At 39.6% G+C, this 17,067-nt stretch carries 12 protein-coding genes; 1 reads left to right on the plus strand and 11 read right to left on the minus strand.

Features of this window, described 5'->3' with window-relative positions; all coding sequences use genetic code 11:
• Positions 1–259: 259 nt before the first annotated feature.
• The 6 genes from ABJL82_RS14775 to ABJL82_RS14800 form a co-directional block, all read right to left on the minus strand.
• Positions 260–1,207 carry a lysophospholipid acyltransferase family protein gene (locus tag ABJL82_RS14775; protein WP_347275470.1) on the minus strand — a complete coding sequence of 316 codons (948 nt, stop codon included), beginning with the start codon at positions 1,205–1,207 and terminating at the stop codon, positions 260–262.
• A 55-nt stretch (positions 1,208–1,262) separates the two neighbouring features.
• On the minus strand, positions 1,263–3,368 hold the full coding sequence (locus tag ABJL82_RS14780) for a hypothetical protein (RefSeq protein WP_347275471.1): 2,106 nt from the start codon (positions 3,366–3,368) through the stop codon (positions 1,263–1,265).
• Positions 3,356–4,798: an O-antigen ligase family protein gene (locus ABJL82_RS14785; RefSeq protein WP_347275472.1), complete on the minus strand. Its 1,443-nt coding sequence runs from the start codon at positions 4,796–4,798 to the stop codon at positions 3,356–3,358. Before ABJL82_RS14785 ends, ABJL82_RS14780 begins: the two co-directional genes overlap by 13 nt.
• A gap of 276 nt (positions 4,799–5,074) precedes the next feature.
• Positions 5,075–7,381 carry a four helix bundle protein gene (locus ABJL82_RS14790; RefSeq protein WP_347275473.1) on the minus strand — a complete coding sequence of 769 codons (2,307 nt, stop codon included), beginning with the start codon at positions 7,379–7,381 and terminating at the stop codon, positions 5,075–5,077.
• A complete protein-coding gene (locus ABJL82_RS14795; protein ID WP_347275474.1) occupies positions 7,378–8,745 on the minus strand; it encodes a cobalamin-dependent protein in 1,368 nt (455 codons plus the stop codon). Before ABJL82_RS14795 ends, ABJL82_RS14790 begins: the two co-directional genes overlap by 4 nt.
• A gap of 55 nt (positions 8,746–8,800) precedes the next feature.
• Positions 8,801–10,402, minus strand: a complete 1,602-nt coding sequence (locus ABJL82_RS14800) for an alkaline phosphatase family protein (protein WP_347275475.1) — start codon at positions 10,400–10,402, stop codon at positions 8,801–8,803.
• A 234-nt stretch (positions 10,403–10,636) separates the two neighbouring features.
• On the opposite strand from ABJL82_RS14800, the gene ABJL82_RS14805 reads away from it, so the two are divergent.
• On the plus strand, positions 10,637–12,007 hold the full coding sequence (locus ABJL82_RS14805; RefSeq protein WP_347275476.1) for a flippase: 1,371 nt from the start codon (positions 10,637–10,639) through the stop codon (positions 12,005–12,007).
• Positions 12,008–12,049: 42 nt separating this feature from the next.
• Here the strand turns inward: ABJL82_RS14805 and ABJL82_RS14810 are convergent, their stop codons facing one another.
• From ABJL82_RS14810 to ABJL82_RS14830, 5 genes are all read right to left on the minus strand, one after another.
• The gene (locus ABJL82_RS14810; RefSeq protein ID WP_347275477.1) at positions 12,050–12,895 is read right to left on the minus strand and encodes a polysaccharide biosynthesis/export family protein; all 846 of its coding nucleotides are present in this window, start codon (positions 12,893–12,895) and stop codon (positions 12,050–12,052) included.
• 266 nt (positions 12,896–13,161) lie between these two features.
• Complete coding sequence (gene tnpA, locus ABJL82_RS14815; RefSeq protein ID WP_347275478.1) at positions 13,162–13,623, minus strand: IS200/IS605 family transposase; 462 nt, start codon at positions 13,621–13,623, stop codon at positions 13,162–13,164.
• A gap of 212 nt (positions 13,624–13,835) precedes the next feature.
• On the minus strand, positions 13,836–14,996 hold the full coding sequence (iolM, locus tag ABJL82_RS14820) for a scyllo-inosose 3-dehydrogenase (RefSeq protein WP_347275479.1): 1,161 nt from the start codon (positions 14,994–14,996) through the stop codon (positions 13,836–13,838).
• The gene (locus tag ABJL82_RS14825; protein WP_347275480.1) at positions 14,993–16,579 is read right to left on the minus strand and encodes an AMP-binding protein; all 1,587 of its coding nucleotides are present in this window, start codon (positions 16,577–16,579) and stop codon (positions 14,993–14,995) included. Before ABJL82_RS14825 ends, iolM begins: the two co-directional genes overlap by 4 nt.
• 147 nt (positions 16,580–16,726) lie before the next feature.
• Positions 16,727–17,067, minus strand: a 341-nt coding sequence (locus ABJL82_RS14830) for a helix-turn-helix domain-containing protein (protein ID WP_347275481.1), incomplete at its 5' end; no start/stop codon positions are given.

Below are 17,067 nucleotides of genomic sequence, written 5' to 3' on the forward strand. Positions count from 1 at the left end.
GGGAGTAAAATCGTAAGTCTTAGAAAATTAAAGCGAAAAAGTTGTTTTTCACCATTATTCTGTTGTTTCCTTTAAGTCATGCATAATCAATAATATTGTTAAAATGTCACCCCCGTCAAGTGGATACCCCAATTACATTGTTTTAAACGACTAATAAAAAAACGTAAGGAGCCGGAAATAGTTTGACATTGTTACTCATCCTATAGATCAGTGGTTTCAAACCCTTTTTATCCTTCTGAGGCTTTGTACTGATTGATAATCAATCAACAATAATACTCCCGATGGGGGGCGGCTCGGTTTTGTTTTTATATAAATACCAGAGGTAGTGGCTGGGATGTTCTTTAACGAACTGCTCCATTAAACTGCCAAACTTTAAGACGACAAGTGTTTCCGGTGTACCTTTATCATTGCCATCGTCGGGGATGATTTCATTGCCTATAATAATGCGGTGTTTACCGTTTTTTCCCCTTACCGTAAAAACAGGCAATATTGTTGCCTTTGTTCTTTCCGCTATTTTTACAAGAGAGGGGGATAGACGTATCTTCCTTCCTAAAAAAGGTACTGAAATTCTATTAGGGTCCAAAATTCCATCAAGTGACATAACAAGTATTTCGTTATTTTGTAACACCCGGTATATTTGCCTTGGTGTGCTTCCTATGTAAAAAAAATTGGCGGGCAGGCTTTTCTCACATTGATATTCAATTTGCATGGTTTTATTCTTTACCATCGACTTGTCTTTGCCGGTCAGATCGATAGGATTTGCGGCAACCTGCGTTATTTTATATCCTTTATACCCCAGGCAGGGGAGTATCATTTTATATGACCCAAAATGGCAAAGCGCAATTATCACGCCCTTGCCTTTTTTCAAAGCGTTCTCTAAATGTTCCATACCGGCAATGGTGCAAAGTTCTTCTGTCTTTTTTCTGTTTAATCTTGGGAATGACCATATTTCAAAGAGATCTTTTCTGAAATTACGAAGGGTTTCCATGATGATTTCTTTCATTTCCGGGCCGGTAAACGTTCCTTTGCCAAATAACAATTCCAGTTCACTCTTCATGACTACAGCTTTTTCTCCGTGTGACGTCAGCATTGCAAGGCTGTTGGCGAGGCTATGTTTTAATTTTAAAGGCAAGTAAGGTATTGTGTATCGAAGGGTATATAAAAAAAACACCTTTGCCGCTTCAGAAAAATGAATAGTTTCCTTCATACATTTCATAATTAAAGGTTATTTTGAATAGGAGAAAATATGTTTCTGTTAGTAACTAAATTTGGTTAATTATTATGCCTGTTTTAGATGTTTTTAGATGTTTGAATCTGCTGAAAGCCTCCTCGATTGTTTCTTTGGAAGTTTTATGTAGTTTTGCTGTCAAAAGGACAACATTTGCCGTTGCAGAGAGAAACAGGACGTCGTTACAGGCTACAACAGGGGCGGCATCAATAATAATATGCTCATAGTCCAGATTGTTTAACTGTTCGGGCAGTCCATCGATCATGGCAATCCCCGGGATATCGGCAATTTCTTTCATCAGTAAAACATCCATGCCATAGATATCACTGCTTCTTATAAGGTCTTTAAGAGTTATTTTTTTATCCACCGGAAGAATATCTTTTCCCTGCAAATGCCAATCATCTGTTGAAGAAATATCAAGGAAGAGGGTTTTTTTGCCGGAAACGGTTAATTCTCTTGCCACCAGAAGAGCGATGGTAGTGGTGCCTACCTCCTCCTCCGCACCGGTAAAAAGAATTGACCGTGCAATGGTATCGCCTGAAACGACCTTTATGCCGGAAATAATGTTCCAGACGGAACGCCTGATGGCGTTGTTTTTCAATACTTTTCTGACAAAATTTCGCTGTTTAAGCAATAACAGTTCGTCTCTTAATGTAGGGAAATAACGAAGCAGTCTTTTCGGGATAATGTTGAAGCCAAATATCTTTGTATACTTTGGCAAACCATATAGCAGATTTCCCTGAAAGGCCTTTTGTGCTTCTGCAAGCGTTTTTATCGATTTGTCGGCAGATTCTTCCAGCAGGATTATTGAAAAAGCTATGGTAATACTAAGGAACAGGGAGATAGCTAAAAATTTTACCCTATTCGGAAAATAAGGTGAAGAAATTGTTGATGCATCTGCGTAATTGAGGACTGCCAGATTTGAAGGGCTCAGGCTTAACAATATCTCAGTATCTGAAATGCCCTTTGTCAAATTTGAGTATTCCGTATTTAACGAGGATTGCTGGCGTTCTATTTTATTAAACAATAGTTCAATTTTCTTTACATTGAGCATTTTTTTGTAAATGATATCGGTTAAATTGAGCAGTATAGAGCCAGTTGTTTTGTAAATTTCCAGGTTTATTTTTGTATCATAATAACGTTTTTCCAATTCAGTATAATACGAGTTTCTGGAAAAATTTTCATCTCCCAAAATTCGCTCTATTTCTTTATATATCGCCTTTTTATACTCTGCTATTTGCATTCTGGACGCAATAATATCGGGGTGTGCCTCGGTAAAGTCAACCTTCAGTTTGGCGATGGTTGTTTCAAGGGTTACGATTTCCTGTTTATATGATTCTAATGTAGGATTTCTTTCGATAGCCTTGTTGGACAAATATAGTTCCGGAATTACTGCAATAGTTTTGGTTACCTCTTCCAACACCTTTTTCTCTTCTTCCATTGTTTTCGTATTTTGATGAACCAGGTCAAGATAGCTGTAATATTGCCTCAGTCCCTCTTCTATTTCCATGGTGACATCAATAATTCCGTATTTTTTCCTGTACCGGTACAACCTTCTTTCCAGTTTTCTTAATTCTCTGTTTACATATACCAACCGCGCTTTCATTGCTTTTTGCGCCAATCTTGCCTCGTCTTTGAAAATATCCGCATAAAGTATCATAAACGCTTCAACCGCAGCATTAGCAACCTTCTCTGCCATTTCCGGAGTGGCAGAGTATCCCGCGACTTCTATGACGTCACCGCTTTCTACTACGTTAACACTAATCCCTTCCCTGCTGAAAAAAAGATTGAATTCACTCCCGATGATAAATTTATCAGGATCAATCAACCGTTCCTTTTCATCGGTAATATGCAAGGTTGAAATAATCCTTTTCATGGATTTAGGATTTTTTAGCATTGCAAAGAAGGTATTATCCAGTTTATTTTTGTCAGAATATTCGAACTTGCTGATGTTTGTTGGCAATGCAAGATATTGCGTTTGTGTTGCATTTGTATGCATCCAGAGCTGCGAAGAAGCCTTATACACCGATCGGAAAGAAAGGGAAAACAATAGTGGCAGTAATGTGAAGGCGAGCACAATAACGATAATAATTTTCTTTCTTCTGGAGACAACATCAAGAAATTGTTTTAAGAGCGACATTTTAGGGTATCCATTCTTTCGTTTTCTAATCTTTTATTGTTTTCACGGTCAATTACAATTGCCATGGCATGTCCGATTCCTAAATAAAACCATAAGGGCAAAAAGGTATGGGAAAAAGAGGTGACTGCATTAAGCAGTAACGTTGCTAAACCTGAAATGTAAATCTGCATCCATTTTTTATATTCGGATGAAATACAGGTAAGGTATGCATGAATAAACCTCTTGCAAGAGAGGACCAAAAACCAAAGCCACAACAACACACCAAATAATCCATACTCTGCAAATATATGAACATAGAGATTGTCAAAACAGATTTCCGGGTCGAGATACGAAAAAAACCCGCCAGACCCGTCGCCTAAACCATAATGATCCTTTATAGAAAGAATGCCTTTCTTCCAGCGTTTTATCCTCGAACCCAGAGAGGATGATTCATCGGTAGTTTCCGTTGATGTTTTAGATGTGTAATCCAATGCCTTCGCAAAATCATTGGTAGGGATTCTTGAGAGAAAAAATCCGATTATGATAAGAGAAAAAATAAGCGTCCATACAATAATAATACGCTTGCTGACCGAGACATTTAAAAGGGAAAAGATATAAAGTCCGCATAGTAATGAAAGCAACGGTCCTTTGCTGAGTGTCGTTAATAGCGCTACAAATATAGAGAGCGCTGCGATTGACAGGAAAACCCTGGTGAATTTGTTTCCCGTGTAAATAAATCCAAACAACAACATGAGCGATAATGAAAGGTAGTATGCTGTGGCAAGTGGATGCATGAATCCTTGTCCGCGTAACATTTGCTCAGGATTGAATACAAAACGAACCAGATGTTCATTATAATGATACAATATATCTTCTATTGTTTTATTCGATAGTAGAGAATAGTAACAAACAATGCTGCCGACAAAACCCATTCCAACAAAAAAGGCTATTGCTATTTTGATTTTTAGAAAACTGTTTAAGGTTACTAAGGTCAGGAAAAAGAAGCATATGGCGATAAAAAACATTGCCATATAATATATTCCCATTGTTTTTTCAGTGCTCCAAAGAATAGAAATTATTCCCCATAGAAACAACAGTATAAGCGGGAGATACCTTTTGATCTGAAAGTCTTCGGTTGAAATCCTTAAACCGCGCGATACGAACCAACAGAGTAAGCAATAAAGTATGAACGGTTCTGAAAGGGTGAAAAATGTTCGATAATCGCCCCATAGCCTGATTTCAATGCTGATATAAGAAATAAGGAGTACTGCGAAAAGATATGGAACATGTGGCTTCAGAATAGAAATGGCCGCCACGGAAGTAATGCCGAGCAGGATGAGGGTTACGAGGGGGTTGATAAATGCTGTGGAAGATATTGCCATGCCAAAAGGGATAACAATAATCCATCTGTAGATGTTTAGTTTTTTATTATGCGTAAGAGAGTAGTTCATCTATGGTTTATGGTGCAGGATATAACCAAAAGCATCTGTTTTTAGAAAAATTTAATATAGTATCTAAGCATCGATAGAGAGGGGTGGCACTGACAAACTTGTTTGTCAGTGAAATTGCTTCGACTCACAATAACACGGACAAACAAAGTTTGTCCGTGCCACCCTCTTACAATGAATTTTATTGTTCCTCTTTCGAAAACCTTATTTGTTTGACTATACATATATTCAGGCCGTTTTTTTAAAAACGGCCAGGACTATTGTATTTCGCAAGATTGTTCAATGTTGTATTTTATCTGCAAAAGGTTTTTGTAAACGACTGATTGAGGCTGCAATTGTTTCCGCTTTTTGCTTAAGCTGCTTTATACGGTCAGAATCGATATAATCCAGCCGTTCGGCAATTTGAAGATACGTTTCCAGTTCTGCAATGGACCCGTTTGCAATGGAAAGATGATTGAAAAACTCTTTGGGATTTTGCATTGCCTGTCCCTTTGCAATCGTTGCCGGGATGGATGCGGCAGTGCGTTGTAACTGTCCCGCCAGTGCATCATTTTCTCCCTGTGGAATCTCTTTTGTGAGATTATAGCATTCTACTGCTAAATCCATTGAGCTTTGCCACACTTCCAAATCGCGATAAGATTTACCGCTCATTGGCATTGAACGATCACCAGAGGGTTGGCCACGTTCAGGAGGCATTTGTCCGCCGGGCATAGGTTGGCCACGAGGTGGGCCGCTTCCAGGTTGTCCTCCCATAGCAGGACCTTGAGGTTGCATTGGACGTCCGCCCGTTGGCGACTGTCCATATCTCCCTGGCATTTGTGGGGTTTTCCCTCCAGGTGGTTGTTCTTTGCTATCCACAATCTCAGAGACTGATGATTCATCGTCGTCGTCATCGTCATCAGCTATTTCTTCTGATACATATTCTGTATCGCCACTCTTTTTACCCTCAACGAATAAGGGAATGGAAGATATTTCAACAGAAAGGGTTTTTTCTGAAGATATCAGGGTCTTTGTGTTGAAAATATTTTTTAACGCAGAGTGTAGTTGTTTTCCTTCAGAGACATTTGGTATCGCCTCCGTTACTGTATATTTGCTATTTTCTGCTACTTTCAAGTCTATGGTCGTTTTTCCGTTTTCTTTTTCGTACCATAGCACATAAACGTCTTTGTCTACTTGCGGGAATTTATATGCGTATATGCCGTTTTTGCCATTAGAGATTGCCGCAATATTGTTCCAATCTGAATTTTTAAGTTTTTCCGTCATTAGCCTGTAGGTATAGAATCCGAGTTTTTTCACTCCATATCCAGGATCGCCGGCGCAATTGCCGTCATATATCAAACCGGTGTATTCAAACATTGATTGACAATCAAATGGCGGCCAGCCTTCCACAAGCGCCCATGCCCAGAATACTTTTTTAATGCCGTAGCTGAGGGGATAGACATATCTTTTTATCACCTGAATTGCCTGCCCCTTTTCTCCCTCTTTACTGCTGGCGCCCGTTTCGGTCATCCATATATCAACATTGTTTAAGCCGCTTTCATCAAGGGCATTGCGTAATATTTTATAGGTGGCATAAGAATCGATAATGCTGTCGTCAAACCAGTGGAAATCAAATATATCGATAGAATCCTTGTCAAGCGCTCTGATTACCGGAAGCCAAAATTCATTTAATATTTCAGTCCTCATTTTGGGTGGCGGGCTTACTATTCCGCCACTAATGACCTTTGCGTCTTTGTCCGCGCTTCTTATTGCGCTTGAAGTGATATTGATAAGCTCCACATATCCCTTCCATTCGCTTCCTTTTTGGGTTTGACCGCCCATAGCTCCAGGTACTTGCTGCCCACGTCCCGAAGCCCCTGGTCCACCAAACCCTCCTGGCCCACCAGGCCCTCCAAATCCGCCGGGTCCTCCAGGCCCTCTCCTTTGGTTCATGCCGGGCATTTGCTGTGGCGGTTGTCCTCCTTGTCCTCCCTGACCTCCCCCCTGTTTCTTTTTAATCTGAATAATTGGTTCATTTTCAACCTGCCAGTATTTTACAGGGTTTTTAAGTCCGGGCATATCGTTCTTGCCATCTCCGTTGTACCGTTCTACTGCTTTTTTGACAAATTCAATATACGCTTCTTTTGCCGGTGGGGCGATAAATTCCCACGTTCCCGGGCGTAATAGCATTGGATTGACATTAATGGTAACTACAATATTCAGGTCTTCCGGAATTCTCTTTAAAAAATTATCCGGGACATTCCAGTTGTATTTACCGTTTATAATAGATTCCTTATCCCGTTGCACAAAAGACCAATCCAAAACGGGGTTTGACTGACGTTCCCATTTAACGCCAAGTTCTATTGCGGTTGAATAAGGCGGATTATCTCCCGTGATGCCGTCAAATTCGAAATTCTTTCTTTTTGCCAGCATTTCCTCATTGCTTTTTCTTTTTGGTGGATAAAAGGAGGTGGTAAATCCAAAAGGAGAATCGAGAGCCGCCTCATCCCATGCATGAACAGTTGAGTCCTCGAAAAAACCGAAAGAGAATATCAGCAGAAGTGTCGTTATACTGTAAATAAATCGCTGTGTTTTTTGCAGCATCATAAAGCCCTCCTGATTAATGTATGTTTTATTTTACCTTTAATAGATTCAGATATAGACGCCATAGCCAGTACAATCCTGTCTAAAAACTGTAAAGACGGATTTAAATAAAATAACGCTTTGACGTCATCGGCATTTGCAGGAAGAAGTGACCTTCCGGGCGATATAATGCCCTGTTTCATCGCAACACGGTATATTTCTGTGTCCGGTTCCAACCGTATCCATCCAATTTGGACGTTAACGTTTCTTTTTAAGATTTTCTTAGCCGCAAGAGAAAGGAATTTATAAAAAAGCATTTTTATCATTCCAAGATAGGTTTCTCCGGGTGAATTTATAAACATGGTAATAATAAATTTGGTATCCTTAATTACGGGATCAGTGGTAATGATTTTCAGGATGTTCCAAACATCTCTTTCCTTTATGCCTTTTCTCAGAGAAATCAATGAAGAGGTCGATAATCCATCAGGTGAAAAAGAAATTCCGCTGCAGCCGGCGTTTTTTAATAAGTGTAAAAAATCTTTCGTAACGCCCCTTACATCTAACCAGCACATCCACTTGATTTTGTCCTGAAGATTCCGTTTCATTATTTCTTTACATATGCCGGTGGCATGTTCCAGCGGTCTGTTGAAAAGGGAGTCGGCAAACATAAACTGCCTTATTCCGTACGAATGAAGTAGGTTTTCTATCTCGTCAACTACATTTGCAGGGGATCGTGACCTTAAAAGGTTGCCGTTTAACGCCGGGTAGTTGCAATATGCGCATTTTAACGGACAACCCCTCTGGGTTTGAATTCCGATTGCAGCTTCTCCGTTTTTATAGGGGATTGGATTAACAATATCCCTTCCAGGCGCCGGGAATTTTTCAAATTGGGGAAGTGTCCTTGTTCCGGTGTAGTATACAACCCCGTTTTTGCGATAATATACGCCTTTCACTTTGTCCGGATGGTCAAGATTGTCTGTAAGCTCAGATAATGTTTCCTCACCTTCCAGATATACTCCAAAATCTATTTCGGGATTGGTATCCATTATTTCCTGTGCAAACATTGAAAATCCGGTGCCGCCGGCAACAATGTGGGCGGATGGGCATGTTTTTTTTATAGTCTGCAAAAGATTTTGAAAATCCCCGTAATAGTTTAGAGGGTTTTTTCTCGATTGATTGTCGATATTTCTCAGTGAAACACCAATCATCTGCGGACGATACCCATTGATTTCTTTTATTAAATCATCGATTGGGTTTAACGAAAGATTCGGGTCGTAAATCCGTACTTCATGTTTGGTGAGAAAGCTTGCGATATATGAAATTCCCAATGGATATACCGGCGGGAAAACATCTCCTTTAAGATATGATTGTACTAATAAAATTTTCATATTGAGTAAAAAAGAATTTTTTTTATATTATTCAACTGATAGTTAACAGGGAAATTTAATCGAAATAGCCAAGGTCAGTAAGCCGTTCTGCGATCTTTTGGCTGTCTTCATCGGAATAAACAGATTCATCTTCCGCTGCAAATGCATACGCTTTATCGTCGTATTTCGCCGATTTTTCAGCAAGAAACTCTTCGGTAAATATCTCATCTAAAATTCTTCCGTCTATAGAATTTGGTACAGTAACATCCATTGTATGAAGTATGGTAGGCAAAAGATCTATGATATTAGCCTTCATGTTTGTAATACCTTTTTTTACATGGGGAGATTTGTATACGAATATTCCATTCGGCGCATGATCTCCACACAATTGTTTGTAAGGTTGAATAACGCCGTGTCTCCCCCCCGATCTCAGTTTTTCGTAAAGAGTCTTGATGCAATTATATTTCTCATTCCACATAATGATGAGATCCGGCGCCTTATCTAAATATTCACCGGTAAAAACCTCCTCTTTCCTGAAAATAGTTTTAATTACAGGTTTTCCATTTTCAGGGTCGGCAAGAGGACTCAGCTTCCGTATGATTTCTTCTCTTATTGATTCATACTCTTCCCCCGGGCTTACAATGCCATAGGGTTCTTTTCCTTTTACATTGATAAAAATGTTTCCCCATGTACCCAGGAAATAGGCGCGTGTTTTTGACCAGTCAATATAGTGATCAAACAGGATTTTATCCGCTTTTTTCAGGTACCTTCTTTTTAACCTCTTATAGAAATCTTTCAGTTTTAAAACAGGAGATTCTTTCTTTAAAACAAGAAACCCGTTTTCAAGTAACCATCGGTTTACATCAACGCTTTTATATATTCCATGCATGCCGTGATCGGACATGGCGATAATGCTCGTTGATTCGTCTACCTTATCCAAGAGCCTGCCAATAGCATCGTCAACCCTTTTGTAAATAGTATATATAGCATTCTCTACCCCGGGGGAATATCCGGGGTGTTTTTTGTCGTAATATCTCCAAAAAGAATGCTGCACCCTGTCTGTTGCAGTAAATACTACCATAAAAAAATCAACCGGGTATTTTTCCATCAGGTAGAGGGCCGTCTTTTCCCGCGCCTCTATCATGTCAATCATATGATCAATATATTTTCCAGGGTTGTTCATTAAAGCAGGGTTATGCTCCATATCAATAATATAATTACCTATTACCGCCTTTAATTCGTTTTTTAATGCTCCGGGATAGGTAAATTCGCTGTTTGTATCCGGTGTATCTAAACCGGAAATCATAAACCCGTCAACCTTATCAGGCGGGTATGTGCCTGGAATATTTATTATTGTTGTTGTATAGCCTTCCTGATTAAGATACCGCCAGATAGGCTGTGCTTTGCAATGGGTTCGGTTCATGAAATGAATACTTTGGTCTGTTTTCGATTTTTCTATAAAATCAAATATCCCATGTTTCCCTGGATTTACGCCGGTAAAGAAAGAAGGCCATGCTACAGGACTTACCGGCGGTACAGAAGATTCCAGGACGCCGGAACACCCATTGTCTATCAATGATTTTAAATGCGGCAACCTGCCTTGTTCCAGCCATGGGGCAATAATATCAAAAGTTGCGCCGTCAATGCCTATTACAAAAACCTTTTCATTATTCTTCATAAAACACCTTTACGAGTTTGAAACTGCATAAAATACTTTTACGTTGCATGGCCAATAAATAATTGCTATAAAGCTTAAAAGTCAAACGGCAATCCGTAGCAGATACCGTTTTTAGCAGGTATTTTTTTCACTTTTGGATATGTGCTGTACCAAGATTGCATGAAGCGGCGAATATAACACAATTCCCAAAGACATTCCATTTTATATTTACATTTTCAGAATTATAACCAGAATATGTCTCTTGCGCATATAACTGCACCCAAAATAATCCATAAATTTATTGCTAAATTAAGCGATATCAACCTGCGTGAACTTCTTAAAAGCGGTTTTGTTTCTTTTGTTTTCAAGATGTCGGGAATACTGGCTTCTTATTTATTAATGTTGTTAATTACGAGGAAATATGGCGCCCATACCGCAGGGATATTCGCCCTTTTTATTACATTTTTGAATATTTGCACCGTATTGGGCAGGCTTGGAATAGAGACTACATTATTAAGATTTATCGCCGAATATTCTTCTCAAAATAAAAATGCTCTTATTGCCGATATTTATGTGAAAGCGCTGAAAATAATTATTCCCGTTAGTGTTTTTATCAGTGTCCTTTTATATTTCCTTTCTCCCTATATTGCAAAAAACCTGTTTCACAAAACATACCTGTCAACGTATTTTCAGATAGTATCATTCATTATACTTCCAATGGTTATTATCTTTATAAATTCAGAAAGTTTGCGGGCGCTGAAGAAGATTAAAGAATACGCATTTTTACAGGACCTGGCCATACCACTTTTTTCAGTGTTCCTCCTGGCGATATTTCTCTTTTTCAGCAGAGGGAAATATATGCCGTTTGCCGCATATGCTGTAAGTATTTCCATGGTATTTTTTCTGTCGGTATTCCTATGGCTGAAGAAATTAAACGTTACTCGTGTTTTACCTGAAGTAGGCATGAAATACACTACTCTCTTTACTATATCATTGCCTATTTTAATATCTAACTCGTTATGTTTATTTATGGGATGGACTGATAAAATACTGCTTGGCGCTTTTAAAACGGAAAGTGATGTGGGAATTTACAATGTCGCTTTCAGATTGTCAATGCTGGCAAGCATTCCCCTTTTCGCATTTAATAGTATTGCCGCGCCTAAGTTTGCCCAATTTTATGGGAATGGCGATATTGCATCCCTTGCAAAACTAGCCCGGCAGGTAACAAAACTTATTTTCTGGGTAACAACCCCAATACTGATTATGTTTTTTGTATTCCCATCATTCTTTCTCAAAATCTTTGGCGAAGAATTTCGGGCAGGGAAAAACGCCTTAATAATGATGACTGTCGGGCAGATGGTAAATATCATGTCGGGTCCCGTTGCATATATTTTAAACATGACGGGAAAACAAAAAATTTTCCGCAATATAATGTTTCTGGTTGCAATAGTAAATATCACACTCAATGTGTTGCTTATCCCTAAATATGGTATAAACGGCACTGCGTTTTCAAATATGGTGAGTGTTGTGCTGTTAAATATCCTGCTCTTTATTGCCGTCAGGTATTATTATAAATTCTCTACATTTTCTATTATCAACGTTTTTAATATAAAGAGAGGGGCATGAGTTTCAGAGTAAAAGTCAACAGATTCCGCCACACCCCATATTTTAGTTCACTGGGATGTTAATTGTGGTTCCACCGCCAGCATCTGTTTCGCCATGTGTCAATACGTCGCTTACCTGCGGGTATAAAATTATGCCGCTTTCAAAACCAATGATAGTGCTGAATATTTGCTGGAAATAGGAGAAATACCTTGCGATACTTGAGATAACCATTGTTGGCACAAATATTATATCCCCGTGTTCCAGCATCATATTTTGAGAAAAATCTCCCTTCTTCCACACATCTTTTGTATTTAAGGCGTAAATCTTTGGTTTGCCTTCATCCCGTCTCATTAAAATTACATTTTCCAGTTTTGCGTTGTTTGTCGCTCCGCCTGCCCTGGAAATCGCCTCTATAACACTTATGTCCGTATCGAGCACAAAAAATCCGGGAGAATTAACCTCTCCGATCACGATGGCCTTTTTACTTTGTATGCTGGTAACATTAACCAGTACCTGAGGATCGACAAGATAATGGGATAGCCTTTTTTCCAATTGTTCTCTGAGATCAAAGACGCCTATGCCGGCAACCTGCACGTCTCCTATTAACGGGAACATGATTTTGCCCGAATTGTTTACCCTTACGGATCTTTGAAGATCGTCATGCCGGTAAACGGTGATTTCCACTGTATCGCCTACTCCCAGTATAAACTGGGATATCTTTATCGTATCTAACCGTTCGAATTCTTCACCTTGATCTACAGGTGCTGCAGGATTTTCGGCGACAGGCTTTACCCCTGTGGAGGCGCAACCGTTAGAAAAAACTAAAAGCAAAATGAACGCTGTCAATAGCAGCGGAATGTAGCCATTTTTCTTGTAATACATAACTGAACAAGTATTTACCATAATCATTAGAGTGTAACCTTTTTGTTAATTGTAATATGTGTAAAACAACCCCCCAAACCTGGGCAAGCCAAAACCAAACAGGCACAAAACACGAAAGATGTGCTCGCTTAGTATTTCAGATTATTTTGTCATTGGAATTTGTTTCGGATTTGTAACAATTTAGCCTTTTGAAAAATCCTGTGGAAAAAATGAACAACGCAACCCCGATAGGGGTGATCTGTTTGTAGAATATTTGCAATTATATCAAAATAAGCTCCGTAGGAGCGGCCTGTTTATTCTATCCACTCAAATAAATATTTTTCATCATATTTGATTTCATATTTCTTCAAAAATTCAATATATTCCTCCTTGAAGGTTTTCTTTCTATGATGCGCCTCCTGATGCAAAATGTATTTGATAACAGCGTCCATATGGCTTCTGGAATAAGAGAATGCCCCAAACCCCTCCTGCCAATTGAATTTGCCAGGCATCCATCTGTTATCATTGATGAAATTTGAAGAACCAGCTTTTATGTCTCTTGCCAAATCAGAAATGGCAACGGATGGTTTTAACCCAACCAGCAAATGGGTATGATCTGGCATACAAAAAACGGATAGCATTTTTTGTTCCCGGTTCTGCACAATACCTGTGATGTATTTATGCAATTCCTCCCGATTTTGGCTTTGGATTAAATTCAATCTGCCTTTTACGGCAAAGACAATTTGAATGTAAATTTGCGAATATGTATTCGGCATAATACAGGTCGCTCCTACGGAGCTTTCTTTCTATTTTTGCACTAATTTCTACAAACAGATCGCTCCTATGGAGCTAATAGATAATATGTTTTTCAAAAACTAAATTGATACTCGGATTTTAACTTTAAATATTTTGCCAAAAAACGCAAAGAAATTACTGATAAGGTACTAAATCTTCCTTTATTAAGGGAAACTTAGCAAGACGTCATCGATTATATATGTATTAAAATCTTCCCATCGGTCCTTCCGGAAGACGCCTTGATTGCATCCATTATTCTTGCAAATGGGTATCTTGCAGTGATCATTTTGTCCAGCTTAAGCCGCCCGGTTGCGATAAGTTTAATAATGGAAGGGAAGATTGCGTATCCTGAATGCCCTCTTGCTCCAACAATTTTATTTGCGCCGGATACAAGATTATCCAGATGCATCGATGTTGTTGTCGCCGCGCGTCCAAGGTATATTATTTTCCCGTTAATCGCCATGGATTTTTCCATTTCAGGGATGGTGGCAGGTGCTGCGCCGGCTGCTTCTATTTGTATATCAGCGCCCCAGCCTTTTGTTATCTCCATGACCTTTTCTCCAGGAAGACAATCTCTCATTTTATTTGTGTTAAAAGCGTAGTCTGCTCCCATCTCTAATGCAATATTCGCCCTTTCATCTATTATGTCAAAGGCAATAATCTGGCTTGCGCCTGCAATCTTTGCTAATGCAATAGCGCCTAATCCAATAGGGCCTGTGCCATATACGACTACCGTGGCGCCAGGCTGAAATCCGCCCCCAACAATAAACAGCCCATTGTACGCGCAGCCCACGGGTTCAATAAGCGCACCAATATCAAATGCCTCGTCTTCTGAATATATTTCCCCAAAATCATTAATTTCCCAGCAGTATCTCTCACTGATTGCAATATATTCCGCAAAGGCGCCGTCTGCGCTTAATCCCATCAGTTTGATATATTTACACTGATTAGGCGAACCGCTTCTGCACGCCTGGCACATGCCGCACCACATAATGCTTTCCGCGGCGATCCAGTCGCCTTTACTGACGTTTCGCACATTTTTACCTGTCTGTTCCACTATTCCAGACAACTCATGTCCGATGATGCGGGGGAGTTCCGTCACGCCTGAGAATATGATATATCCGTCTTTATCGGTTTCGTAAAGATGGGTATCTGATCCGCAGATTCCGCAGCTTTTTATTCGCACAAGAATTTCGTCGTCTTGCAGGTTAGGTACCGAAACGTCTTTTACTTCAAATTGCGTATGCTGCCACACCTGACTTCCCACATTTGCCCGTTTTTTGGCCTGTTCTTCATTGCTTAACGGGTAGTTCTTTCTGGGATTCCATTCTCCATCTACAATCAGCGCTTTCATACATGCTCCAGGATTAAAATATTTTTATTTATTTTACCGCTGCCGCTTTTGGGGATATCTTTCCTGATTTCGATTATTCTTGGGAGTTTATAATGAGGCAACCGGCCTTTGCAAAAATCCAGGATTTCGTGTTCTTTTACATTCTCCCCCGGCTGCAGCACGGCAACTGCCTTTGGTATTTCTCCTCTCAATCTGTCTTTTACAGAAATAACCGCTATTTCTTTTATAGAAGGATGTTCCAGCAAAACGCGTTCAATTTCCTGCGGATACACCTTTAATCCGGCGACCTTCATCATCCCCGATTTTCTTTCTATAAAGTAAAAGTAGCCGTGTTCGTCCTTCATTCCAAGGTCGCCGCTGTGGTACCATCCGTCTTGAGAACAGGTATTGCCGGCATTGCCATAATAATTTTGCACAACTGCCGGTCCTTTGAAGAGCATTTCTCCGATTTCTCCCTGAGGAAGCTCATTGTTATTTTCGTCAACAATTTTTATCTCATACGTTGGACATGGTTTCCCGATTGAGCGTTTTGGGATATCGTCGCCCGGACGATTGGCAATAGCGATTCCGGTAGTTTCAGTACTGCCCCATACGGGAATAATCGGGACGCCTGTTTTTTGTTTAAATTTTTCTATAAGGTTTGTGCGTGTGTACATGCCCCCGCTTTCCGGAATTCTGAGAGAACTTACATCAAACGTTCCATGTTCGAGAATATCCAGTAAGTTTTCATACAAAGGGGCAAGGCCCATCATACAGGTTACTTTACAGGATGAAATTGCCTCCGCTATCGATTTGGGATAAATTTTTTCAACAAGCGCAATCGTTCCACCAAGGAAAAGCGAACGGGCAAATATTTCATGGGGATGGGCAAAGGGGGCAAACATGCAAAGATGAACATCATCACTCTTCAATCCCAGTATGTCGATTGCGGCAATGGTATTCCAATATATGTTGGAATGTGTGGTTTCCGCCCCTTTTGAATTTCCCGTAGAGCCTGATGTATAATTTAAATAGACAACTTCATGCGTCTGAATGTCAAGATTAGGGTTATCTGTTTTCCCGGCGTTTATAATATCATTCCATGGCATGCCGCATCCCGTATATTCCCCCACAAGAATAATGGGAATATCGGTATTTTGCGGCAATGCCCGAATTGCTTGGTCAAGATGCGTGCTGTGGATTATCAAACACGCAGGCATAATATTTTTGAAAATGGCGCGTATGCCTTCTTCTGTCAGCTCATAATTAATTGGCGCAACTATGGCTCCGGCTTTGGCAATTCCCATGAAGCTTATCACCAGTTCAGGAATTCTTGGGAGCATTAAGCCTATCCGGTCGCCTCTTTTCACGCCTATGTTCAACAATTCATTTGCCAGGCTGTTTGCCGACGTGTTGAATTCATGGTAATTGATCTTTTTGTGATGATAGATAATGGCAGTTTTATCCGGAATCTCAGTGGCATAGCGTTCTAATATTTCCGGCAAAGTGCAACATGCTTCTTTTATGTATTGCAATCCTTTCTGCTTTTTACGGAACGGAAACCAGCTTTTTCTTTTCTTTGTTGTTAAGATGTTTTTAATCATTATTTCATCACCAATAGGATTCGACTTGTATAGTACTGACCAAAACATATTCGGACGTTTTCAAAAAACTAAAGGGTTACGATTTATTAGATATATTATAACCTTATTTTTACTAAAGGATATGACGTCCGTCACATTTAAAAGAAATTATATCAATAAATTATTGGTATGTTCTCTTAAAATGACTTTTCTACCCTTGTAAGAGACAAGTGTATTATTATCCTTCAGCACTTTAATAATTCTCGTGATTGTTTCCCGTGATGCCCCGACCATGCTGGCAATTTCTTTGTGAGTTGGTGCATGTGATATTTCAATGCCGGCCTTTGTTTTTTCACCCTGCTCATGTGCTAACTGCTGGAGTAATTGTATTGTCCTGCCGTAAACGTCCAAAAAAGCCAAACTTTCAATCTTCTCATTTGCATGTCTGAGCCTTGAGCATATTTCGTTAAATATTTTTGTCAATAAGCCTGGATAATTTGAAATAAGTT

This window comes from Candidatus Kuenenia sp. (assembly GCF_039794105.1).
Lineage (GTDB): Bacteria > Planctomycetota > Brocadiia > Brocadiales > Brocadiaceae > Kuenenia.